21 protein-coding genes are annotated in these 23,064 nt (G+C 52.6%); 7 read left to right on the plus strand and 14 right to left on the minus strand.

Going from position 1 to position 23,064, the window contains the following annotated elements; translation table 11 throughout:
• Nucleotides 1-691: 691 nt before the first annotated feature.
• Together GON22_RS18385 and GON22_RS18390 are read right to left on the minus strand one after the other, a co-directional pair.
• The gene (locus GON22_RS18385; protein WP_160397574.1) at nucleotides 692-2,131 is read right to left on the minus strand and encodes a S41 family peptidase; all 1,440 of its coding nucleotides are present in this window, start codon (nucleotides 2,129-2,131) and stop codon (nucleotides 692-694) included.
• Nucleotides 2,128-3,129: a Gfo/Idh/MocA family protein gene (locus GON22_RS18390; protein ID WP_202113310.1), complete on the minus strand. Its 1,002-nt coding sequence runs from the start codon at nucleotides 3,127-3,129 to the stop codon at nucleotides 2,128-2,130. Before GON22_RS18390 ends, GON22_RS18385 begins: the two co-directional genes overlap by 4 nt.
• Nucleotides 3,130-3,323: 194 nt before the next feature.
• Here GON22_RS18390 and GON22_RS18395 point away from each other — a divergent pair, with 194 nt between their 5' ends.
• Nucleotides 3,324-4,166 carry a Cof-type HAD-IIB family hydrolase gene (locus GON22_RS18395; protein ID WP_160397576.1) on the plus strand — a complete coding sequence of 281 codons (843 nt, stop codon included), beginning with the start codon at nucleotides 3,324-3,326 and terminating at the stop codon, nucleotides 4,164-4,166.
• Between the two features lie 47 nt (nucleotides 4,167-4,213).
• On the opposite strand, the gene GON22_RS18400 is transcribed toward GON22_RS18395, so the two are convergent.
• The 10 genes from GON22_RS18400 to GON22_RS18445 all read right to left on the minus strand — a co-directional run bounded on the left by GON22_RS18400 (nucleotide 4,214) and on the right by GON22_RS18445 (nucleotide 14,161).
• Nucleotides 4,214-6,667, minus strand: coding sequence for a helicase C-terminal domain-containing protein (locus tag GON22_RS18400; RefSeq protein WP_160397577.1), 2,454 nt, complete (start codon nucleotides 6,665-6,667; stop codon nucleotides 4,214-4,216).
• An 89-nt stretch (nucleotides 6,668-6,756) separates the two neighbouring features.
• Nucleotides 6,757-6,984 carry a DUF2642 domain-containing protein gene (locus GON22_RS18405; protein ID WP_160397578.1) on the minus strand — a complete coding sequence of 76 codons (228 nt, stop codon included), beginning with the start codon at nucleotides 6,982-6,984 and terminating at the stop codon, nucleotides 6,757-6,759.
• Nucleotides 6,985-7,014: 30 nt separating this feature from the next.
• Nucleotides 7,015-7,221, minus strand: a complete 207-nt coding sequence (locus tag GON22_RS18410) for a hypothetical protein (protein WP_160397579.1) — start codon at nucleotides 7,219-7,221, stop codon at nucleotides 7,015-7,017.
• Nucleotides 7,222-7,251: 30 nt separating this feature from the next.
• Nucleotides 7,252-7,959, minus strand: a complete 708-nt coding sequence (locus tag GON22_RS18415; protein WP_202113311.1) for a hypothetical protein — start codon at nucleotides 7,957-7,959, stop codon at nucleotides 7,252-7,254.
• Between the two features lie 147 nt (nucleotides 7,960-8,106).
• Entirely contained in the window at nucleotides 8,107-9,189 is a 1,083-nt protein-coding gene (locus tag GON22_RS18420) for a sulfate ABC transporter substrate-binding protein (protein ID WP_160397581.1), read from the minus strand.
• Between the two features lie 30 nt (nucleotides 9,190-9,219).
• Nucleotides 9,220-10,284, minus strand: a complete 1,065-nt coding sequence (locus tag GON22_RS18425; protein WP_160397582.1) for a sulfate/molybdate ABC transporter ATP-binding protein — start codon at nucleotides 10,282-10,284, stop codon at nucleotides 9,220-9,222.
• Nucleotides 10,285-10,287: 3 nt separating this feature from the next.
• Nucleotides 10,288-11,085 carry a sulfate ABC transporter permease subunit gene (locus GON22_RS18430; RefSeq protein ID WP_160397583.1) on the minus strand — a complete coding sequence of 266 codons (798 nt, stop codon included), beginning with the start codon at nucleotides 11,083-11,085 and terminating at the stop codon, nucleotides 10,288-10,290.
• Nucleotides 11,085-11,897, minus strand: a complete 813-nt coding sequence (cysT, locus tag GON22_RS18435) for a sulfate ABC transporter permease subunit CysT (RefSeq protein ID WP_160397584.1) — start codon at nucleotides 11,895-11,897, stop codon at nucleotides 11,085-11,087. Before cysT ends, GON22_RS18430 begins: the two co-directional genes overlap by 1 nt.
• Nucleotides 11,898-12,179: 282 nt before the next feature.
• On the minus strand, nucleotides 12,180-12,812 hold the full coding sequence (locus tag GON22_RS18440; protein ID WP_160397585.1) for a YigZ family protein: 633 nt from the start codon (nucleotides 12,810-12,812) through the stop codon (nucleotides 12,180-12,182).
• Nucleotides 12,812-14,161: a glucose-6-phosphate isomerase gene (locus tag GON22_RS18445; RefSeq protein WP_160397586.1), complete on the minus strand. Its 1,350-nt coding sequence runs from the start codon at nucleotides 14,159-14,161 to the stop codon at nucleotides 12,812-12,814. Before GON22_RS18445 ends, GON22_RS18440 begins: the two co-directional genes overlap by 1 nt.
• 65 nt (nucleotides 14,162-14,226) lie before the next feature.
• On the opposite strand from GON22_RS18445, the gene GON22_RS18450 reads away from it, so the two are divergent.
• Nucleotides 14,227-15,117 carry an NAD(P)-dependent oxidoreductase gene (locus GON22_RS18450; RefSeq protein ID WP_160397587.1) on the plus strand — a complete coding sequence of 297 codons (891 nt, stop codon included), beginning with the start codon at nucleotides 14,227-14,229 and terminating at the stop codon, nucleotides 15,115-15,117.
• 73 nt (nucleotides 15,118-15,190) lie between these two features.
• Here the strand turns inward: GON22_RS18450 and ppnP are convergent, their stop codons facing one another.
• Together ppnP and tkt are read right to left on the minus strand one after the other, a co-directional pair.
• The gene (ppnP, locus tag GON22_RS18455; RefSeq protein ID WP_160397588.1) at nucleotides 15,191-15,508 is read right to left on the minus strand and encodes a pyrimidine/purine nucleoside phosphorylase; all 318 of its coding nucleotides are present in this window, start codon (nucleotides 15,506-15,508) and stop codon (nucleotides 15,191-15,193) included.
• A 122-nt stretch (nucleotides 15,509-15,630) separates the two neighbouring features.
• Nucleotides 15,631-17,649: a transketolase gene (gene tkt / locus GON22_RS18460; RefSeq protein ID WP_160397589.1), complete on the minus strand. Its 2,019-nt coding sequence runs from the start codon at nucleotides 17,647-17,649 to the stop codon at nucleotides 15,631-15,633.
• Between the two features lie 318 nt (nucleotides 17,650-17,967).
• Between tkt and bioA the strand changes: the two genes are divergently transcribed.
• From bioA to GON22_RS18485, 5 genes are read left to right on the plus strand one after another with little or no spacing between them, the layout of a single operon-like run.
• Nucleotides 17,968-19,347 carry an adenosylmethionine--8-amino-7-oxononanoate transaminase gene (gene bioA / locus GON22_RS18465; RefSeq protein ID WP_160397590.1) on the plus strand — a complete coding sequence of 460 codons (1,380 nt, stop codon included), beginning with the start codon at nucleotides 17,968-17,970 and terminating at the stop codon, nucleotides 19,345-19,347.
• Complete coding sequence (gene bioD / locus GON22_RS18470; protein WP_202113312.1) at nucleotides 19,344-20,129, plus strand: dethiobiotin synthase; 786 nt, start codon at nucleotides 19,344-19,346, stop codon at nucleotides 20,127-20,129. The genes bioA and bioD overlap by 4 nt, the downstream gene beginning before the upstream one ends.
• The gene (gene bioF / locus GON22_RS18475) at nucleotides 20,126-21,316 is read left to right on the plus strand and encodes an 8-amino-7-oxononanoate synthase (RefSeq protein ID WP_202113313.1); all 1,191 of its coding nucleotides are present in this window, start codon (nucleotides 20,126-20,128) and stop codon (nucleotides 21,314-21,316) included. Before bioD ends, bioF begins: the two co-directional genes overlap by 4 nt.
• Complete coding sequence (locus GON22_RS18480; RefSeq protein ID WP_160397591.1) at nucleotides 21,309-22,064, plus strand: alpha/beta fold hydrolase; 756 nt, start codon at nucleotides 21,309-21,311, stop codon at nucleotides 22,062-22,064. The genes bioF and GON22_RS18480 overlap by 8 nt, the downstream gene beginning before the upstream one ends.
• Nucleotides 22,051-23,043 (plus strand): methyltransferase domain-containing protein, encoded by a 993-nt coding sequence (locus tag GON22_RS18485; RefSeq protein ID WP_160397592.1) that lies wholly within the window; start codon nucleotides 22,051-22,053, stop codon nucleotides 23,041-23,043. Before GON22_RS18480 ends, GON22_RS18485 begins: the two co-directional genes overlap by 14 nt.
• The last annotated feature ends 21 nt before the right edge of the window (nucleotides 23,044-23,064 follow it).

A 23,064-nucleotide genomic window follows, 5' to 3' on the forward strand; every position in this document is an offset into this window, starting at 1 on the left:
GGGGTTAAACAACGTGATGGAACAAGCGTTGATGACCGCTGCGGTACAGAACATGAAGAAGATCGCCCTCCACCTGGAACGGAGGGCGTAAAGCGTTAAACCATACTTTTTTTCCTTTAAATACAGCTCCGATAAAACAAAGAGAAACCCAGCGTTTTGAAAAAACGTGGGTTTCTCTACAATCTGAGGGCAGAGGATTCTGCCCTCTTTGCGTTTCAGCATGTTCCGCAACGGGATGACGTTTCTTCGCTCGTTGCATCTGCATTGGTCCCTCATTGCAGCATGTTCTGTAATGGAAGGTTCCTTTCACACGCGCATTAGCCAGGCGAATAGGGTAAGTTTTTCTACCCTATTCTCGCTCCGGCGCGTTAGCCAGCCGTTTAGGGCAGGTTTTTCTACCCTATTCTCGCTCCGGCGCATTAGCCAGCCGTTTAGGGCAGGTTTTTCTACCCTATTCTCGCTCCGGCGCGTTAGCCAGCCGTTTAGGGTAGGTTTTTCTACCCTATTCTCGCTCCGGCGCGTTAGCCAGCCGTTTAGGGCAGGTTTTTCTGCCCTATTCTCGCTCCGGCGCGTTAGCCAGCCGAATAGGGTAGGTTTTTCTACCCTATTCGCACTCCGGCTCATTAGCCGGCAACAAATGCAAAGCAGCAAAAAGGCGCCTCCACTTGCGAGGCGCCTTTTTCCCTATAGTTTATTTTGAGCCGCTAATTTGCTTTATCAGCAGTTCAACGCCCTTTTGCTCTTGGTAATCTTCCTTCTCCAGTTTATCCCGCAAAAGCTCCATGATGCGCGCCGTCGTGCTTTCACGGACTTGCCCATCAGCCGGTTGAATCGACTCTGCCTGCTGCAGCTGCCTTACAGCAGCATCGGTCGCCGTATCGAACACGCCCGCTGTTGCATCCTTCGCCGCATAACCGAGCGCTTGCAGCATCTGCTGCAACGTTTTCACCGCGTCGCCGTAGTCGCCTTTTTTCAATACGGTATCGGACGGCAGTGCCGCCAGCTCTGTATACGCGGGCAGTTCCACCTTCACGTTGGGCTCGACTCCCTTGCCATTAATCCAGCTTCCCTTTGGCGTACGCCATTGCGCTTCAGTCAAGCTTAGAACCGATTGGTCGGCGAACTGGTTAAACCGCTGCACGACCCCTTTGCCATAGGTGGTTTCTCCTACAACTGTTGCACCTGACGATTCCTTCAGTGCTGCTGTCAGCACCTCTGCCGCACTTGCGGAGTGGCGGTTCGTCAATACGACAATTGGAAGCTTCCAAGGCTCTTTCTGGTCCGAGCGGTAGGTGTGTACGTCCTTCTCATCCTTGGATACAACTTGCAAAATCGTCTTGCCATTAGGCACCAGATGGTTCGCAATGGCAATCGTAGGCACGAGCAGCCCGCCCGGATTGCTCCGTACATCGAGCAGCAGCCCTTTCATCCCTTGCTTGGACAGGTCAGCAATCGCGTCTTCGAATTGCTCTGCCGTTTTCTGTGCAAACCGGGAGATGACGACTTTCCCGACGCCGCCAGGCATCATTTCGTATGTGACCGTCAGCACGGGAATAGCCGCACGGGCCATCGTTACTGTAATCGGTTCAGCACGGCCTGCTCGCTGTACCGCTACGGTTACTTTGGTCCCTTTCTCGCCGCGAAGCAGCTCCACGAGTTTGTCCATGTTAATTCCTTTGGTCGCCTTGCCATCCACAGAAACAAGGGCATCCTCTGCTTTCAGTCCCGCCTTCTCGGCCGGGGAATCCTTAATGACCGAATCGATAATAAACGACTCATTTTCTGTTCGAAGCTGAATGCCGATGCCGACAACTTCACTCTCGTAATTTTGTACATAAGCCTCGCCAGATTCCCCAATCATATAGTGCGAGTACTTGTCCTTAAGCGACTGTACCATGCCTTCCGCTGCCCCATCGATAAGTGCTTTTGGCTCCGCTCCATTCAAGTAATCGCTCATAATCTCGTTGTACGAAGCAGATAAGTTATTGAACGTCGGCTCCTTCAAAATCGGATTGCGTTCCCGCATCCACATCAGGCCGCCAGCGAACCCAACAGCAGCAGATGCAAGCGCACCGATCAAACAAAATACAGCGAAGCGTTGTTTGGCTAACTGGGATGCAAATATTCTCATACGCCCTGCCCTTTCACGAGGACACGGCTGCGTGTGCGCGCAGACAATAAGCATGCATCGACAAGCCGCATGTTCGCAATAGCATCCTCTGCTGGAAATGGATATGCCGCTTCGCCAAATGCCGCGCGTGCGAACTGGTCAGCTTGCGTTACGTAGTTGTTCAAATCGTGGAACAGGCCTTCCTCGCGTTCGCCTTCCTTCGTGTGGACGATGAAAGGTTCAGTATTCGTAAAGGCGCCTTTCAGCTCAATCCGCCCTTCAGTTCCGAGAATTTCGACCCCTTGGCGATAAGCCGCCCACATGCCGCAATCGAAGGTCATGCCTATGCCGCCGCCGAACTCGATCAAGCCTGACGCCATCATATCCACGCCGCCATGCTGCTCCGAGAACAAAGCATGGACCGTCACCGCTTCTGGCTCTGCGCCAATAATCCAGCGTGCTGCGCTAAGCGGATATACGCCAACGTCATAGATCGAGCCTCCGCCCCATTCTTGCCGGTAACGTACATTGCCCGCATCCGCAGCGTTATTAAACGTAAAGCATCCGTTCACCGCACGCAGCTCTCCAATCTCGCCCGATGCAATAATCGATTTCACACGCTCTACGCGCGGATGAAGCCGATACATAAACGCTTCCGCGAAGACGACGCCCGCTTTTCGGCACGCTTCCACCATTTGCTCCGCCTCATCAGCATCCATCGCTGCCGGTTTCTCACAGAGCACATGCTTGCCAGCTTCTGCGGCTTTGATCGTCCATTCCTTATGTAAATGATTGGGCAGCGGAATGTAGACAGCATCGATGCCTGGATCTGCCAGCAGCTCCTCATAGGAGCCATATGCCTTCGGAATGTTCATCTTCGCTGCCGTCTCCTGCGCCTTATCGATACCACGGCTCGCTATGGCAACGAGTTCTCCCCGCTCTGATTTCTGAATCGCTGGCATAACGGAACGTACTGCAATGCCCGCACAGCCTAAAACGCCCCAACGTAACTTCATCATGCTCACAAACCCTTCATTCTAAATTAAGGCCGATCAGCCTTAGCGTATAATAATAATGCCAGCTTGTTTCCCTGCATCTATTATAGTGGACATTCGTCCCAGAATAAAATGAGGGCTATTGCCCTATCTCCCCGTATAAGCTACAATCTCCGTAGTTGAGGTAGCCGATAGATAGAAAGGAAGAAGCTGATCCTATGTACAAATTAATCGCTATTGATGTCGATGACACGTTGCTTAATGATGACCTTATCGTGACCGAGGGTACGAAGCAAGCGTTGGCAGCCGCAATCGAGCAAGGCGTTCTCGTAACGCTCGCTACCGGCCGCATGTACGCTTCGGCTCATCAGATCGCCAAGCAAATTAATTTAAACGTTCCGCTCATTACGTACCAAGGCTCGCTGGTCAAAACATTGCTGGACGGCCAAGTGCTCTATGAACGCAGTGTTCCTACGGATGCAGCGAAGCAATTGGACGCCTATTGCGTAGAGCATGGCCTGCACCTGCAGCTTTACGTCGATGATGTGCTCTACGTTCGCGAGGATAATGACAAAGCAAAAAAATATTCGCGCTTGTCCAACATCCCATACGTCGTTGATCCTGACTTCGATGCGCTGCTCAATAAGCCGCAAACAAAAATGCTCATCATCGACGAGCCAGAACTTCTCGACCGTGTCAAGGAAGAGCTCACACCCCTTCTTGGCGATCGCGTGCATATGACGAAGTCAAAGCCGCATTATTTGGAATTTACCCATATTGAAGGCACCAAGGGGCATGCGCTTCAGTTTCTCGCAGAGCATAACGGTTATACCGTTGAACAAGCTATCGCTATCGGCGATGCTTGGAACGACCGCGAAATGATAGAAGTCGCTGGCCTTGGCGTAGCGATGGGCAATGCCCAGCCTGCGTTGAAGGAAATCGCCAACTATGTGACATTGACCAACAATGAGGAAGGCGTTCGCCATGTGATTGAAAAGTTCGTGCTTAACACAAACGGGCAAACGCCAGCAGGGGCACGCCAGCACGTCGAACAGAACTAAAAGCAAGCGTCCATTAGCTGCCAAAGCTAGTGGACGCTTTTTTATGATTACGGCCCGTTAGACCGCCTCACGGCATAATCCCGCCACTCCTCCGGCAGCAGCCGATTGTACGGCTGGTTAAGGTAGCGGTCATCAACGAGCACCAGCGTTCCCCGGTCATTCTCCGAGCGAATAAGCCGGCCTCCAGCTTGCAGCACCTTATTCATGCCCGGATAAACATAAGCATAATGGAAGCCGTTGCGGCCAGCCTGCTCATAATAATCACGCATGACGTCCCGTTCCATGCCAACCTGCGGAAGCCCCACGCCAACGACAACGACGCCAATCAATCGATCGCCTACGAGATCAATTCCTTCCGAGAAAATGCCGCCCATGACCGCAAAACCCAATAGCGTACCCTCAGGTCCAGCTTGAAAAGCTTGCAGAAACGCCTCACGTTCCTCTTCCCGCATAGCGTTTGCCTGTAGGATAGTTCGGGCTGCTGTTTCCGTGTCACGCATCGCTTCAAACTGCTCATACACTTTATTCATAAAATCATAGGAAGGGAAGAAAGCAAGAAAGTTGCCTCGTCTAGCAGCAGACATCTCATGGAGCATCGCCGCAATTGGCTGTATGCTCTCTTCCCGATCACGGTAACGAATGGACAGCGGCATAACCTGCACGTCCAGTTGCTCCCGCAGGAAAGGAGACGGAATCGACAAGGAGAAGTCCTCCTCCGGCAATCCGCCCAGCATCTCTACATAATACGGCAACGGGGACAGCGTAGCGGAAAAGAAAATATGGGCGCGAAACCCTTTGCCCGCCTGCCGCAGCAGCAGCGACGGGTCTAAGCAAAACAGCTTGACGCGCACTTCGCTTTTAAAACATTCCACCATGGTAATGAAACGCTCATCATATAGCTTAGCGATCCGCAGCATATGCTGTGCGCCATAGTAGGTATCCAACAGCAGCTTTTGTTCCAAATCAGCGCTTCTGCCGTTCACGAATGCAGCGAGCTCCCGCTCTGCCTCAATAACGAAAGATTCCAAAAGCTCCATTAGCGCTTTAGGAAGGGTACGGGAAATGGCTTGTCCGTTGCCAAATGGTTCCCACTTCTCCATCTGCGTTTCGCCTATTGCCTGCGCTGGGTTTAAGTCCCCGAAAGCTAACTCTAGCTCAGCAGCCAAGTTATCGCCGCCCTCGCTCGTTGCTTTTGCCGGCTGCTCTATCTTCTTGCGCAGCGCTAGCAGCCATGCATTCACGGACTTCGCTGCAACAGCCAACGGTGGATTCACCTCTTTATAACTCCGCATCAACTGCAAATAATCGCCCTTATTTAACTCAGCCGAATACATCTCGCGTCCCCGGTCGACCAAGTTATGCGCCTCATCAACAAGAACGGCCGTATGGCGTTTTCGCTCTTCAAACAGCCGTTTTAAGCTGATCCGCGGATCAAATATATAATTGTAGTCGCCAATCAATGCATCAGCCGCATACGCTGCATCCAGCGACATCTCGAAGGGACAGACGCGATGCTTGCGCGCGTAATGCTCGATAACGGTCCTTGACATCCTCGTCTCAGTGCCGAGCATATCGAGCAAAGCTCCATTAATGCGGTCATAATACCCGTCCGCGTACGGGCAATGCTCCTTGGAGCAGCGCACTTCTTCTTGGAAACATATTTTGTCCTTCGCAGTTAACGTAACGCTATGCAGATGCAGCCCGCCTTCCTCCATGAGCGCAAATGCGTCCTCCGCTGCGGTTCGCGTGATCGTCTTCGCCGTCAAATAGACAAGATGGCTTAAGCGCCCCTCGCCCATAGCTTTAACGGCAGGAAAAAGCGTAGAAATCGTCTTCCCAATGCCTGTTGGCGCCTTAGCGAACAGCTTGGACCCATCCGTTATCGCTTGATAAACGGCTCCGGCGAGCTTCCGTTGGCCCGCTCGGTACGCAGCAAACGGAAAAGCGAGCGCCTGGGCACTTGCTATCCTGCGTTGCTCATGGGCATGCATGAGATCAGCGTAAGGGACGTAGGCTTTCATCGCAAATTGCAGCTTAGCTTCCATCTCAACTAACGTCATTGGACGGACAAAAGCCCGGCGTTCCCCTGTCGCTACGCTTACGTAGGTAAGCCGAATGAGCATGCCCTTCAACTCCATCTGCGATGCGTACATGTAGCCATAACAAATCGCCTGAGCCCAATGGACCTCAGGCGATTCCTCTGCTGTATTCGGCAGCATGCCGCTCGTCGATTTAATCTCGTCAATCATCACACCCTGATCCGTCTGGAGCAATCCGTCACAGCGCCCGTCGATAACGAACAGGAAGCCGTCGCAAGCAACCTCTGTTTGCAAATAAAACTCCTTCTCATCCGTCTCGCCATATTCGGCTTGCACGGCTTGATGGATTCTCGTCCCTTCGGTTAATGCAGACGCCCCGCGGAACCCAAAGGTTAGATCACCGCTACGATACGCATATTCAACAAGCTCACGGACAGACAATTGAATCGTTCGCTGCTCCACTATACTCTAACCCCCAACGGCATCTCCCAGAACATTTGTTCCATGATTATACCATGCCGCCAAGCTAGATGGTAATGCCGCAATTAACGTTATGCGACGGGGAACGTCACCGAGACGATATAACCCAATACGACATACTCTGCATCTCCGCCCGCTGTACGAACCGTAACGAATGACGGCTGCACGCCTTCCAACACTCCCGTAATCACCGTAGCCGATGCTGTAGCAATTACCGTCGGCTGTCCAATATGGCTTAACATCATTTTATAAACCGCCGTGTTCGCCACTGCTGCAATATTGTTAGACTCGATACCCATCCTCTAGCCCCCTACACTGTTAGCCAATCGCTATGGATTAGCGTGTACATATGCGATATTTACAAAAGGAATGCGAAGCTCGTAGAACACTTCGTTCTCTTCAAACGATACGAGCGCATAATCGCTTCCGACTCGTGTCAGCGTGCCGACAACGGCGAGTTGGCCGTATGCTGTTGTCACAACGGTCACGTTAGCGCCAATCAATGCGACGAGCTCGCCCGATAAAGTCGATGCCATTCAACTCAGCCCCTCTCCTGCCGCAGCCGCTCATGTTACTCCCCCAACACCTCCGAGAGCCTCAACATTCGTTATAAAATAGTACGGTATTGCCATCACCGTGCCCGCCAACGTATTAAACTGCAGCTGAAATGCTCCTATGCTTCCAATATTTCCGGCCGTGCCCGTCGGTTGCCCCGGCGTCATGATGACGACCGTTACCCCATTGTTTGCGAACTCAGTAAGCAATGCAATCAGCTCCGAATAATCGCGGTCTCCTCCGGTGCCTGATGGTCCCGCAGGTCCCATAGGCCCTTGCACGCCAGGGGCGCCTGCTGCACCTGCCGCCCCAGGCGCTCCAGCTGCGCCAGGCGCTCCTGGTGCTCCCTGCGGTCCTTGAGGTCCCGCATTTCCAGCGGTACCAGCAGCTCCGGCGGCTCCTGCTGCTCCTGCTGCTCCCATTGGCCCCATCGTCCCTGCCGCTTCAGCGGCTCCAGCTAGCCCTGCCGCCCCAGCCGATCCCGCTGCTCCAGCGAGCCCTGTAGCTCCGCCTGCTCCTGCCGCAAAGCGATGACCATCTTTACGGCATATGAGGCGCCTCACCCGCGACTTTAACTGGCGGCGCTTGCAAGGCGGGATAAGGCGGCAAGTCCGTTTAACGCGCGTGCGTTTTGATTTTGCAGCAGCTGCTCCTCGTAGGCGCGGCGTACGATTCCGGCATGTTGATCGCCCGCTCAGCCTTACTCCGGACGTTTTCATCATCCGATTCTCCTTTTTATGCCGAAGCTTTTTGTTTATCGTATGAATCTCTCTGGCAGCGAGCGTAGGTTAATGCAGATAAACGGCAAAAAAAAGCTCTGATACCGGCACAATCGCCTGTATCAGAGCCCCTAATCATTTTATAATTTATATGCCTGCCAACACTTGATACCAGACGCCCTTCTTGGAGTAAAGCGTCTCGCGGACATGCTTCCATCCGCCCAAATATTGAATATCAAACAATTGGGACGGTTGGATGAAATCCGCTTTCGTCTCTTCCGCAATCTTTTTATTAACAGGACGGAAACCATACTCCGCCAACGTACGCTGCGCATCTTCCGATACGAGATAGTCGACGAATGCTTGCGCCACTTCCTTCACGCCATGCTTTTCCGCATTCTGGTCAACCACCGCGACAGGATTCTCGATCAGAATTGTGCTATCAGGCACGATAATCGTGTAGGGCACCCCTTGCTTAATCCGTGCACGAAGCTCATTCTCATAAGTCACGATAACATCACCGACGCCATATTCGAACGCTGCCATCGATGCACGGCCGCTTTTGTCCAACGATTCAATATTGGCATGAATATCCTTCAAAAACTGCTTCGCATACTCAGGGTCCTTCGCGCCTGTCTCTTGTTCCGACTTCTTCAAGCCGGCACCGTAGATAGCGTTTATATCCCATTGTGCGCCGCCGGATGTCTTGGGATTCGGGTAAAGTACTTTCACGCCTTTACGGGCCAAATCCTCCCAGCCATGAATCCCTTTCGGGTTTCCATCCCGTGTGCCTAGCACGACGAGCGAATCCGTCATCATGCCCTTCGTTTCGGTCTTCGACCAATCATAAGTGATGAGGCCGGCTTTCTGGATCTTCTCGATATCAGTCTGCATGGCGAGTGCAGCTACATCAGCTTCAAAACCGCCGACGATTGCACGCGCTTGCGTGCCCGACGCCTCATAAGACTCTTGGAACACAACCTTCTGTCCTGTCTTCTCCAGCCATTGCTTCTGGAACGCTGGCAATAATTCGCCGAATGCATCTTTTACAACGGAATATGCACCAATGACTAGCGTGACTTCCCCATTGTTTGCCTTAACTGGCTGCGTTTCGTTCTGGCTCTGTGCAGCATCGCCGCAGGCGGACAGCATCAGGAGCAAAGCTCCAGTCAACAGGAACGCCGCGCGCGCCCGATGCCGGGTAGCTCGCGTTACTATCCATTTCAGCATGATATTTGCACCTGACCGTTTTCGAGTAATTTAAATATGAATCGGCATTGGATCTTCTTTCAGCTTGTTTTCCATAATCCAGCTATCGGAATCGTTGAACATATAAGCACGATGTACGAGTACGTTTACTTCTTCGCCCGGATGCAACGCATCCTTCTCAAGTGAACGGTAGGTGATTAGCTTAGCTGCGCCAACCTCAATCTCAACCATCCATTCGCTGCCGCGGAAATGCAAATGTTTCACGCGGCCATTCATCGCTGCGGAAGCAAGGCGAATCTCGCCCGGCTTGCCGATCTCGATATATTCCGGACGGATCAGCGCTTTCGTGCCTGCCCAGCCGTTCGCATTCTCAAAGCCGCGAATCTCACCGATGTTCTCAATAATCGTCGATTCCCCGATGAAGCCTGCGACGAATGGTGTTTCCGGGCTTTTATAAATATCCCACGGCGACCCTTTTTGCTCGAGCTGCCCTTTATTAATGATCATAATTTCGTCCGCAACCTCGATCGCTTCCTCTTGGTCATGCGTAACGAAGATCGAAGTAATGCCTACGCGCTCGATCAGCTCCTTAAGCCATGTCCGAAGCTCGCCACGAATCTTGGCATCAATCGCCGCGAACGGCTCATCGAGCAGCAACAGCTGCGGCTCTGGCGCAAGCGCACGAGCGAACGCTACACGCTGGCGTTGGCCGCCCGACAACTGATGCGGATAACGATGCTCGAACCCTTTTAGCCCAGTCAGCTCTACAAGCTCCATTACCCGATTGCGAATTTGGTCCTTCGATTGCTTCTTAATTTTCAAGCCAAAAGCGATGTTGTCGAATACCGTCATATGTTTGAACAACGCGTAGTTTTGGAATACAAACCCGATTCCCCGCTCTTGCGGCGGCAAATCATTTACGCGCTTGCCAAGAAACTCAATATCGCCGGAAGTTGGCGTCTCAAGACCAGCTAGCATCCGAAGAATGGACGTTTTGCCGCCGCCGCTCGGTCCGAGCAAGCCGATGAGATGCCCTTTTTCAATCGTAAAGCTGACATCACGAACCGCATGAAAATCGCCGAACTGCTTATTTAAATTCCGAACCTCAATATGCATGGCCTAATGCACTTCCTTTCGTTTCTTCGCCCATTCCATGAGCAGAAGCAATCCGACGGATACGGCCGCCAATACGAGCGCAACACCGTTCGCCGCAGTTACGTTAAAGTTCTCGACATCTTGATAAACGAGCGTAGTTGCCGTCTGGGTTTTATTAATAATGTTGCCCGATACAACAAGTACTGCGCCGAATTCGCCTAGACATCGCGCAACCGTCAGAACTACGCCATAGATGACGCCCCAACGAATTGCCGGCCAGGTTACTTTCCAAAACGTATACCACGCAAAAGCGCCAAGCGTTGAAGCGGCCTCCTCTTGGGAGGTGCCAATTTCCTGCAGGACCGGCATGATCTCGCGAACCATCATCGGGAAAGTGACGAACAGCGTCGCGATAACCATTCCTGGGAAAGCATAAACGATTTTGACTCCGGCATCATCCAGCAAGGAACCGAGTACCGTGTTGGGCCCGAGCAGCAGGACGATCATGAGCCCGCCAATAATCGGCGAGACAGCGAATGGCAAATCGAGAAGGCTGTTGAGCAGCTGCTTCAGCTTATTGGGGATCCATCCCGCTCGGACGAGGTATAGCGACAGCATAACGCCGAACATCGTATTAATGACCGTCACGACGACGGTAATAAGTCCCGTCATTAGAAGCGCATGCGCCGCTTCTGGGCGGGTTATCGCATGAGAGAATCCTTGCCAGCCGTCACTCCAAGCACCTGTGAAGATGCGAGCCAACGGAATGATAATAAGTATTGTAAAAATAATATAAGTGAGTGGAATCCATAGTTTTTTCATTAGCCGTTCCTCCTCGCCTGGACTTTGCTTACAATCCATAGGATGACGAAGGAGAAGGTTAATAAAATAATCGACACCGCTGCCGCACCTTGCGGGTTATCGCTTTCAATCTCGCCATAGATGTAGACCGACGCGATCAAAGTTTTTCCTGGAATGTTGCCGGCTACTAGAACGACGGCTCCGAATTCAGCAAGCGCTCGCGAGAATGCAAGCATGCCGCCGCTGAGGACACCTGGCAGCATCGATGGGAAAATGATTTGGAAGAACGTCTTCGCTTTAGTAGCGCCTAACGTGTAGGCAGCCTCTTCCTCAGATTTATCCATCTCTTCGAGCAGCGGCTGAATCGCACGAATGACGAATGGGAACGTAACGAACACCATTGCGACCACGATTGCCGGCTCGTGAAACACGATCTCAAACCCGAACCAATTCGCAATGCTGCCCACCGTGCTGTTGGGTCCAAGCAGCAGCAAAATCATAAGCCCGCCTACTGCTGTCGGCAATGCAAACGGCAAATCGACGAGGCTGTTCAGCAGCCTTCTGCCCGGGAATTTGTACTTATTCAACGTCCAACTGATCATCGTGCCGACTACGACATTGATAAGGGCTGCAATGAGTGCGAGCTTGACAGTTAGCAATACTGCTTTCCACGCCAACGGATCAGAAATGCTCTCATAGAATGGCTTCCAGCCTAGCGAGAATGATTGCGAGTAAATGCCGATAATGGGGACGATGATCAATACGACAAAATACAGCATAATCGTGCTTCGGAAACCAAAGCTCCACCATCGGTTGCGGAACATAAAATTCATCTGTGTAATAGACCTCCAGACCATCGGCTCGAGCCGCAGGGCAATGAAAAGCAAATGAAGTACAGCTAATTCCTATTAAAGTACTTGGTATTCTTAATGTAGCAGAAGCATGGTCGCTCCGTCAATCCATTTATTACGAAAATCAATGCTATCGATAAGATTTGGGTATATTCCAACTATTATAACAAAAATAAAGGCTGTTCCAGCATCCGCATCACATGCGTTCTGGAACAGCCTGCCCATATTTTCTTATGATTATTGCCTATTGCTGGCGGAATATCATTATTCGCCTTCTACGCGATAAACCGCTTCGCCCTTCTCGATGACCGCTTGGCCTTGTGTCAAATCCGTCATCCAGGCGATGAAAGCATCGCCCTCTGCCTCCAGCGGCAAGCAAGTGACCGTTACCCGATCGGTAAACGACGTATCCTCAACCCGATATTGCCGGGCATGCAGCTCGTTTTCAAGCTTGCCATACCACGTATAATCGACATCAACGAACACTTCCCGATGCAGAACGTTAACGATTGCTTCGCCTGCTTCCGTTGCAGCGACAGCTCCATCCGTGTAAGCGCGGATAAGCCCGCCAGCGCCTAGCATAATGCCGCCGAAGTAACGCGTCACAACAATTGCAACGTTTTTGAGCCCTTGGTTTTTGATTACCTCAAGTATGGGCTTGCCGGCAGTTCCGCTCGGCTCCCCATCATCGGACGCCTTCTGAATCTCGTCGCGCTCGCCGATCACATAAGCTGAGCAGTTATGCGTCGCTTGGCGGTGCAGCTTCTTGATCCGTTCAATAAACGCGATCGCCTCCTCCTCGGAAGCGACCGGCGTTCCATATCCGATAAACCGCGATTTGCGAATGACGATTTCCTTGTCGCCCTCGCGGCGTAGCGTTTTATATCGATGCTGCATTACAGGCGCGCTTCAAGCTCCGCTTTTTCTTTCTCGTAGCCTGGTTTGCCCAGCAATGCGAACATGTTCTTCTTGTAAGCTTCTACGCCTGGCTGGTCGAATGGATTTACGCCCAGCAGGTAGCCGCTGATGCCGCAAGCTTTTTCGAAGAAGTAGACCAGGTAACCGAATGTGTATGGCGTCATGTCAGCGATGTTCACGATCAGGTTCGGCACTTGGCCGTCCGTATGCGCAAGCAGCGTGCCTTCGAACGCTTTTTTGTTCACGAAGTCCAATGTTTTGCCTGCAAGGAAGTTCAAGCCGTCTAGGTCATCAGCGTCTTGTTGGATCGTGATGTGCTCCGCTACTTCTTTCACTTGGATAACCGTCTCGAAAATGTTCCGGTTGCCCTCTTGAATAAATTGGCCCATGGAGTGCAGGTCCGTCGAGAAGTCAACGGATGCAGGGTAAATGCCTTTATAGTCTTTGCCTTCGCTCTCGCCGAACAGCTGCTTCCACCATTCCGATACGAAGTGAAGCGACGGCTCGTAGTTTACGAGAATTTCCGTTACTTTGCCTTTGCGGTACAGCGCGTTGCGCACAGCTGCATATTGGTAAGCTTCGTTCTCTGCAAGGTTCGGGTTGCTGTAAACTGCGGAAGCATCTGCTGCACCTTTCATCATTGAATCTACATCAATGCCCGCAACTGCGATTGGCAGCAAGCCTACAGCTGTCAGAACGGAATAGCGGCCGCCTACGTCGTCTGGAATAACGAACGTTTCGTAGCCCTCTTCTGTTGCGAGCTTTTTCAGAGCGCCCTTGGAGCTGTCCGTCGTTGCATAAATACGCTTGCGTGCTTCTGCTTTGCCGTATTTTTTCTCCAGTGCATCTTTGAAAATACGGAACGCGATCGCCGGCTCCGTCGTCGTGCCGGACTTGGAAATAACATTGATCGACCAGTTGCGGCCTTCAAGCAATTGCAGCAGGTGCGTCACGTACGTCGAGCTAATGTTGTTGCCCGCGAAGAAAATTTGCGGCGTCTTGCGCTGTGCATCAGGCTGTACATTGTAGAACGAGTTGGACAGCATCTCGATTGCAGCGCGAGCGCCGAGGTACGAGCCGCCGATGCCGATTACGATCAGCACTTCGGAGTCGGATTGCACTTTGGAAGCCGCTTGCTTGATGCGTGCAAACTCTTCTTTGTCATACTCAGTCGGAAGGTTGATCCATCCCAAGTAATCGGAGCCGGCACCTGTGCCGTTATGAAGCTGGTCGTGTGCGGCTTGTACCTGGCTTGCGAAGTACTCCACTTCATGCTGGCCAACGAATTGCAATGCTTTGCTGTAGTCAAACTGAACAGTTTTGCTCATTATAAAGCCTCCCTAATATATGTGATACAATAATGCAAAATCCCAAATCGAAAGCAGGAATACATATGACGGCAAAAGTAGGCTTTATCGGCCTTGGAACGATGGGCTACGCAATGGCAGCGAATCTTCTCAACAAAGGCTTCGACGTTACTGTCTATAACCGAACGCCATCCAAGTCGGAAGAGCTTCGCGCTATCGGTGCCCAGGTTGCGGCTTCGCCAGCTGAAGCATCGCGTGGACGTAAAGTCGTCATTACGATGGTCAGCAATGATGATTCTATTCGTGCCGTATATGATGGCGAGAATGGCGTATTCGCAGGCATTGGCGCTGGAACAATCATTGTAGACAGCAGCACGATTTCGCCTGAGCTCGCGCGCCGTTTGGCTACAGATGCCAAAGCTCGCGGCGCGATCTTCTTGGATGCGCCAGTAACTGGCAGTAAGCCGGCAGCTGAAGCGGGCACTCTCGTCTTTATGGTCGGCGGCGATGCTAAAGCTGCTCAATCCATCGAACCTGTCCTTCTCGCCATGGGCCGCAAAGTTATTCCAATGGGCCCTAGCGGCAGTGGCGCTGTGGCCAAGCTGGCTCACAACACCATCGTCGGCATCAATACTGCTGCGCTTATGGAAGGCTTCGCTATCGCTGCCAAAGGCGGCATCAATGGTGAGTCATTCCTTGAGCTTGTCCAATCCGGCGGCGCAGCTAGCAAAGCAGCAGAGTTGAAAGGCAATAAGCTGCTAGGGCAAGACTATAGCGTCCAATTTGCCCTAGCTTTGATGCTTAAGGACCTGCGCCTGTCCTCGGTTTTATCCGACCAGCTCGGTGTTCCGACCCCGTTGCTGGAAGCTTCCAAAAGCCTTTATCAAGCTGGCGATGCTTCTGGGCTCGGCGATCTTGACCTATCTGCTGTTGCAAAAGTATACGAGCAGTGGATCGGGCGAACGCTTAACGGCTAGCCCGCACGCCCTTATTCAATTGCTGCACAATAAGCTGCCCCTTCGGACAGCTTATTGATGCATGCAGATGTAATTATTCTTTAATGTACGAGCAGATGTAATCCGTTACTGCCGTCACTTGGAGCTTGAATTTTGCATTTGCTGGCACAACGAACTCGCCTTCTCCTTGAATATGTACCCATTCCGTCTCGCCTGGAAGCAGCACTTTCAAGTCGCCTGCTTGAATTTCCATAATTTCTTTCGTATCCGTACCGAACTCATAGTCGCCTGGCAGCATGATGCCAAGCGTTTTTGTCGTGCCGTCTTCGAATACAACAGCACGGCTCGTTACTTTACCGTCAAAATAAACGTTTGCTTTCTTTACAACCGATACGCCTTGAAATTGGGACATAATAGACAGCTCCTCATAAGTAAAATGAATAAAAAAGAATGCGGCTCTTCAGCCGTATAATCAGGCATAGCAAAGGCGCGGCGCAGGGAGCGCAGCGCCTTATGCTAAAGCCGTAAGACTTATTATTTCAGCAGGGCTTTAACCTTACTGACAACATTTTCAACCGTGAAGCCATACTCCGCAATTACGCGGTCGCCAGGTGCAGATGCACCGAACGTGTTGATGCCAAGCACTGCGCCTTGATCACCGACGAAACGGTCCCAACCGAATGGATGAGCCATTTCAACTGCGAGGCGGGCTTTAACGTTAGGAAGCAATACGGAGTCTTTGTACTGTTGCGATTGCTTGTCGAACAGGTCCCAGCTCGGCATGCTGATAACGCGAACTTGAATGCCTTCTGCCGCCAGCGCTTCTTGAGCTGCTACCGCCAGTTGAACTTCCGAACCGGTTGCAAGGATTTGTGCAACTGGTTGTCCGTTTGCTGCATCGGATACAACGTAAGCACCGCGTTTGATGCCTTCGCGAGCGTTGTTGACAGCGCCAGCGAGGATCGGCAAGTTCTGGCGAGTCAGAACGAGTGCTACTGGGTTCGATTTGTTCTCGAGCGCATATGCCCAAGCAGCGGACGTTTCATTGCCGTCAGCCGGACGGATAACCGTCAGGTCCGGAATGATGCGCAGCGAAGCGAGTTGCTCGATTGGTTCATGCGTAGGGCCGTCTTCGCCTACTGCGATGGAGTCATGCGTCAGTACATACGTAACTGGCAACTTCATCAGTGCGGACAGGCGAACTGCTGGACGCAGGTAGTCGGTGAATACGAAGAACGTACCGCCGTATACTTTCAAGCCGTTGTGCAGCATGATACCGTTCATTGCTGCAGCCATAGCGAACTCACGAACGCCGAAGTAAATGTTGCGGCCGTCGTATTGTCCAGCTTTGTACATTGGCAGGCCTTTGAGATGCGTCATTGTCGAACCTTCGAGGTCAGCGGAACCGCCCACGAGGTTTGGCACGTTTTTAGCCAAGCCGTTCAATGCATTGCCGGAAGCAACGCGTGTCGATACTGGCTTGTCTTCTGTCGTGTAAACAGGAAGGTCAGCGTCCCAGCCTTCAGGCAGGTTGCCGGAGCTTGCTGTTTCGAATTGGGCTGCAAGCTCAGGGAAAGCTTTTTTGTATTCAGCAAAGTTAGCTTCCCAAGCTGCATTCGCTTGTTCGCCAGCTTTCTTCAAGTCTGCGAAGTGAGCTGCAACTTCAGCTGGAACCGTGAACGGCTCATGCTCCCAGTTGTAGAATTGTTTCGTCAGAACAGTCTCGTCAGTACCCAGTGGGGAACCGTGCGGGCCAGCATGTCCGCCTTTGCCGCCTTTGTTCGGGCTGCCGTAGCCGATTACTGTTTTTACTTCGATCAGCGTCGGTTTCGACAGGTCTGCTTTCGCTTCTGCGATCGCTTTGTTCAATGCCTCGAGATCATTGCCGTCCGTTACGTGAAGAACTTGCCAGCCGTAGCCCTCGAAACGTTTTTGAACCGTCTCGGAGTAGGACAAGCTCAACTCACCGTCAAGCGTGATGTCGTTGGAATCGTACAGCACGACGAGTTTGCCGAGTTGCAAGTGGCCTGCAAGGGAAGCTGCTTCATGGGAGATGCCTTCCATGAGGTCGCCGTCGCCGCAGATCGCGTACGTGTAGTGATCAACTACTTTGAAACCTTCTTTATTGTACGTCGCGCCGAGCTGTGCTTCAGCCATCGCCATGCCCACAGACATAGCAATGCCCTGGCCGAGCGGTCCAGTCGTAGCATCTACGCCAGCCGTGTGGCCGAACTCTGGATGCCCTGGCGTCTTGGATCCCCATTGGCGGAACGATTTCAGATCATCGATCGTAAGGCCGTAGCCGGACAGGTGAAGAAGGCTGTAAAGCAGCATCGAACCGTGGCCTGCGGACAGGACAAAACGGTCCCGGTTGATCCAAGCCGGGTTGGACGGATTGTGAACCATCGTTTTTGCAAACAATTGATAGCCCATTGGAGCGGCTCCCATCGGCATGCCTGGGTGGCCCGATTTCGCTTTCTCGATCGCATCAATTGCCAGCGTGCGAATCGTATCGATCGAAAGCTGTTCGATGGACTTTTGCGTAACTGTCATTGCGTAATTCCTCCTAATTGCCAAATATAATGCCTGTTATCTCTCTATATCGGATAATGCGCGTTGCTATAGCGTGCGCAATGGCTTTGAAATATTGTACCACTCTCCAAGGGGCATTACCATAACTAAAGTGATTACGAAAACTGATATGAACTATAAAAAAAACTTTTACTTGCTGTTCCACACTCCACTTTACGATACCCACGTTCCGGCATCTTTACACAAATGCACTTGTTTGCTACAATGGCAACGATTTTATATGTTAACCACATAAGGCGATTAAACGGTTAACAAATAACGAAGGAGATGATTGGAACTATGCAATCTCCAACCGTACCGACGGGTACATATGAACAGCTCGCTAAGCTAGACCAATCCCATGTCTGGCATCCATTCACCCAAATGAAACAATATAACGAAGAAGCTCCCCTCATTATCGATCGGGGCGACGGAATTATGCTCTACGATCTTCAAGGCCGTTCCTATTATGACGGATTCTCATCTGTATGGCTCAATGTCCATGGCCATAACGTGCCGGAATTGAATGCCGCTATTACAAGCCAGCTTGAGCGGGTCGCGCATTCGACGCTGCTCGGCATGGCGAACGTCCCTTCGATTCAATTGGCCGCGGAGCTTGCAAGCATCTCCCCTCCGGGCTTGTCCAAAGTATTTTACTCCGATTCCGGTGCAACTGGCGTTGAAATCGGGCTCAAAATGGCTTATCAATATTGGCGGAACCGCGGCATTACGGGCAAAACGTCTTTCGTTACGATGCGCGAAGCGTATCATGGCGACACGATCGGCGCGGTCAGCGTCGGCGCAATTCCGCTCTATCATGAGGTGTTTCGGCCGCTGTTATTCCCCTCATTTACCGTTCCTTACCCGAATAGCTATCGCCATGAAGGCGGCGCCGAGGGCGCACTTGCCGAAACGTTGCAGCAGCTTGAGCAAACGCTGCAAGAGCATGCATCCGAGATCGCGGCACTGATCGTAGAACCGCTCGTGCAAGGCGCAAGCGGCATCATCGTCATGCCGCCCGGATGCCTGGCTGCAATAGCCAAGCTATGCCGGGCGTATGATGTGCTGCTCATCGCCGACGAAGTCGCGACGGGCTTCGGGCGAACAGGGCGCATGTTCGCCTGCGATCACGAGGGCGTATCGCCTGATATTATGGTGGTCGGCAAAGGGCTTACTGGCGGCTATTTGCCCGTTGCCGCAACAATCGCAACCGATGAGGTGTACAACGCGTTTTATGCCGATTATGAAGAGCAGAAAACGTTTTTCCATGGGCATTCCTTCACGGGCAACCCGCTTGGCTGCGCTGTCGCAATTGAGAGCCTCAGGTTAATGCGCGAACGGCGAATCGTAGAATCAGTCGATGAGAAAGCACAATGTGTGGCTAGATGCCTCGCTCCATTGCTCGAACGCCCCTATGTCGGCGATATTCGCCAGCAAGGCCTTATGATCGGCATTGAGCTGGTAGCAGATAAACAATCGAAAGCAGCCTATCATTGGAACGAACGGATCGGGATGCTCGTTTGCCGCCGCGCGCGTGACTTAGGCATGCTGACAAGGCCCCTTGGCAATGTGATCGTGTTCATTCCTCCCCTTGTCAGTACGAATGATGAACTGGAAGCAATGGCCGGCATTTTAATTCAAGCGATTATCGACGTAACCGAAGGCGGGTGGCGGCATTGACCAGCGCCATCGCACCCAATGGCTGCCTTCCCCATCGACGCGGATTATTTATAACAGGGACCGATACCGGCGTTGGCAAAACGATCGTAACCGCTGCGCTCGCCGCCGCTCTGCGCTCTGAAGGGCTGGCTGGGGACGTTGGCGTTTGGAAGCCTGTCCAGTCCGGCGAGCGATTGGGATCAGGGCGGACGGATGCTGAACGGCTTGTCCGGGCAGCAGGGTTAGCAGGCACGCCGAATGAGCTATGCGCCTATACGTTCGATGCGCCGCTGGCACCGGCTGTTGCCGCAAGCCTTGCTGGCGTTCATTTGACAATGGAAGATATCTTGGCATCTGGCGTTCCTTTGTTTCAAAGATACAGTACCATGCTAGTGGAGGGCGCTGGTGGTGCAGCTGTCCCGCTCACGGAGAAGCATCTGGTAGCTGACCTGATCGTAGCATTAGGCTTGCCCGCCCTGATCGTCGCCCGATCTGGCCTTGGCACCGTCAACCATACGCTGCTCACGATTGATAAGCTACAGAGCATGGGCGTTTCAATTGCTGGTGTCGTGCTTAACGACGGCGCAAGCGAAGCACAAAACGCGTACCCTGATCCAAGCATGGATGGCAATGCTGCGTTAATTGAACAATATAGCGGAATTCCAGTATGGGGCACGATGCCGAGGGGATTGCCGGAAGACGCTCCCGAGCAGTTGGCAGAAACAACACGGCTGATGCTTAATATGGCCGCGGTTAAAGCAGCTCTGTCTTCTGTGCCCTTCGTTGGAGGCATGGGTCAATGATGAATCAAGCATGGATGGCAGAGCAGCTAGAAGAGCTTAAGCTCCAATCGCAATTTCGCAAAATCCCAACCGCGCAGCTTGCCAGTGAAGCGTCGGGACAGTTGATTCGTAACGGCCAGGCAATGCTGAATATGTCCTCCAACGACTACCTTGGGCTATCCCATCATTCCGCGATTGCTGCGGCTATGGAAGAGTCGCTTCAGGCGGATGGCGTGGGGGCAGGCGCATCCCGGCTTATTACGGGAAGCAGCGCTCCCTATGCGAAGCTTGAAGCAGCATTAGCTAGCTGGCATGGCTGTGAAGCCGCTCTCGTATTCGGCAATGGCTATATGTGCAATCTCGGAACCATTGCTGCTTTAGCCGGGAGGGGCGATGTCGTATTAAGCGACCGGCTGAACCATGCCAGTATCGTGGACGGCATTCAGCTCAGCCGTGCCGAGCATGTTCGTTACCGCCATCTTGATCTCGGGCATTTGGAAAGCTTACTTATTAAGCATCGTGATGCAAGGCGAATATGGATCGTTACGGACGCGATTTTCTCCATGGACGGTGACGCCGCCCCCCTGCAAGAGCTAGTGGCGCTTAAGCAGCGGTACGGGGCAGGCCTTATTGTCGACGAAGCGCATAGCGGCGGCATCTACGGACCGCAAGGCCAAGGCTTGGCTGCTGAGCTGGGCGTTGCACATGCAATTGACGTCCATATCGGCACGTTCGGCAAAGCATTCGGTGTTTACGGGGCATACGTCGCAGGTTCAGCTACTTTGTGCAATTGGCTTACCAATAAAGCAAGGCCACTCATTTACTCGACCGCGCTCCCTCCTTCTGTCGTTGCAGGAACGCTTAGCGCGCTTGGCATTGTCCAGCGTGAGCGATGGCGCAGCGAACGCGTACGCATGGCCGCGCAGCGATTCCGTTCTTCATTAGCCGAAGCTGAGATCCCAACAATCGGGCGCTCGGATTGCCCAATTGTTCCGGTTATTCTCGGCAGCAGCGAGTCAGCCCTGCGATTCAGCCAGCAGTTGGAGCAGCATCAAATTCTAGCGGCTGCTATTCGGCCGCCTACCGTACCCGGCCATACATCCCGTATTCGATTTTCCTTATCCGCTGCCCATTCCGAGCTGGAGCTGAATCAGGCACTTCAGGCGATCATACAAATGGCGAAGGAAAAGGAGCATACGGATGAATAATGAGCAGCCTTGCGCTTTTGTTTGGCTCCCAGGCTGGAGCTTTACCGTTGAAACCTTCTTGCCGCTTCGCAGTTATTTGCCTGTCCAAGCCTGCCATTACGATGCTCAATTCTCATCGGTTTCAGCAGAGGAGCAGCTCTATGCAGCAGCTACGGAAGCCGTTCGGAAAGCCCGATTAGAGCTGAACGCCCATACAATGCTCATCGCTATTGGGTGGTCGCTTGGCGGAATGCTTGCGCTGCGGCTTGCATCGGAAGGCTTGATCGATGCCGCAGTGCCTATATCTGCATCCGCAAGATTTGTCCGGGATCGCGACAATCGCGAAGACCCGTTATCTGGCGGATGGGACCCACGCCAATTAAAGCGAATGCAAGCTGCATTGGGGAATGATCAAGGGCAAGTGGAAACACGTTTCAGGGCGATCACGTTATCTGATGCAGATCGCGAACTTGCGATTGAGGGGCATTTATCCCCTGCGGGGAAATGGACAGCTAGCGCATTAACAGCGGGGCTTGATTATTTATTGAATGAAAATTTGGCTCCTTTGCTGCCGAAACTCCAGTGTCCCACACTGCTCATTCATGGGACAGCCGATGAAATATGCCCTGCCGCAACATCCCATGCCCTTCATGCCAACATCCAGCAGTCCGAGCTATGTTTGCTGGAAGGAGCGGGGCATGCACCGTTTCTGGCAAATCCCCAGAAGGTTGGCCGAACAATTAAGGAGTGGGTTCATGCGAATTACTGAGAGGCAAATCAAAGCGCAATTTAACCGCAGTGCACACCAGCTCTACGATGCTAATGCAAAAGTCCAGCCGCTAATGGCTGCCGATTTGCTAAAGAGTATTCTTGCCCACCGCCCGCTTACATCGGTTGAGTGGAACGGGTCGCCACTGCAAGTTTTGGAAATCGGGTGTGGAACCGGCGCTTTGACCTTGCAGTTGGCACAGCATTTGCCGCCTGCTAGCCTAATAACAGCAGTCGATCTGGCGCCAAGCATGCTGGAGGCGGCACACAGCAAGCTCAATGCATGCTGCCCGCACACGCTAGATCGCGTTCAATTCGTGGAAGCCGACGCCGAGCAGGAGCAACTGCCAGCTATTTTGCAAACCCAAATGCCTACAATAGTTGGCGGTTCAGCGTATGAAGCTAAACCTACGTTGCCGCCGTTTCAATTAATCGCCTCTAACGCCTGTTTTCAATGGTTTCAACGTCCGGCTGATACGCTGCGTGCCTTTCGCCAGCTGCTTGCTACGAACGGAATGTTAGCTTTCACCACGTTCGGACCGGATACGATGCGGGAGCTGCACGCTTCGTTTCAAGAAGCATACGCACTGGCAGGGCGCCCTTACCGGCATCATGGGCTAACCTTCCGCTCCATTGGACAATGGACAGCGCTGCTGGAGGAGGCAGGGTTTCGTATTCTCCAAGCCTCGGCTCACGAACAAGCAGAAATCCATGCTACACCAGCTGCATTCCTTCATGCGATAAAAGCGCTAGGCGCCGCTGCTTCAGAAGCTGGGACGGACACAGCTTTCCAGCTTCCAATGAACTCCACTGGCCAGCCTGGAGCTGGCGCTCAGCGCCGCTTATTCCGCGAGATGTTCAAGGCGTATGCCCAGCGGTTCGCAACTCCTTCTGGCGAAGGCGTAACCGCTACTTACGAGGCACTAACTTTTATTGCAGCACCCGATGCAGCATTCCAATCCTTTAGCAAAAGAGGGTGAGCTAAGGCATAATTGCCTCGC

The sequence above is a fragment of the Paenibacillus sp. MMS18-CY102 genome (genome assembly GCF_009789195.1).
Taxonomy (GTDB): domain Bacteria; phylum Bacillota; class Bacilli; order Paenibacillales; family Paenibacillaceae; genus Paenibacillus_T.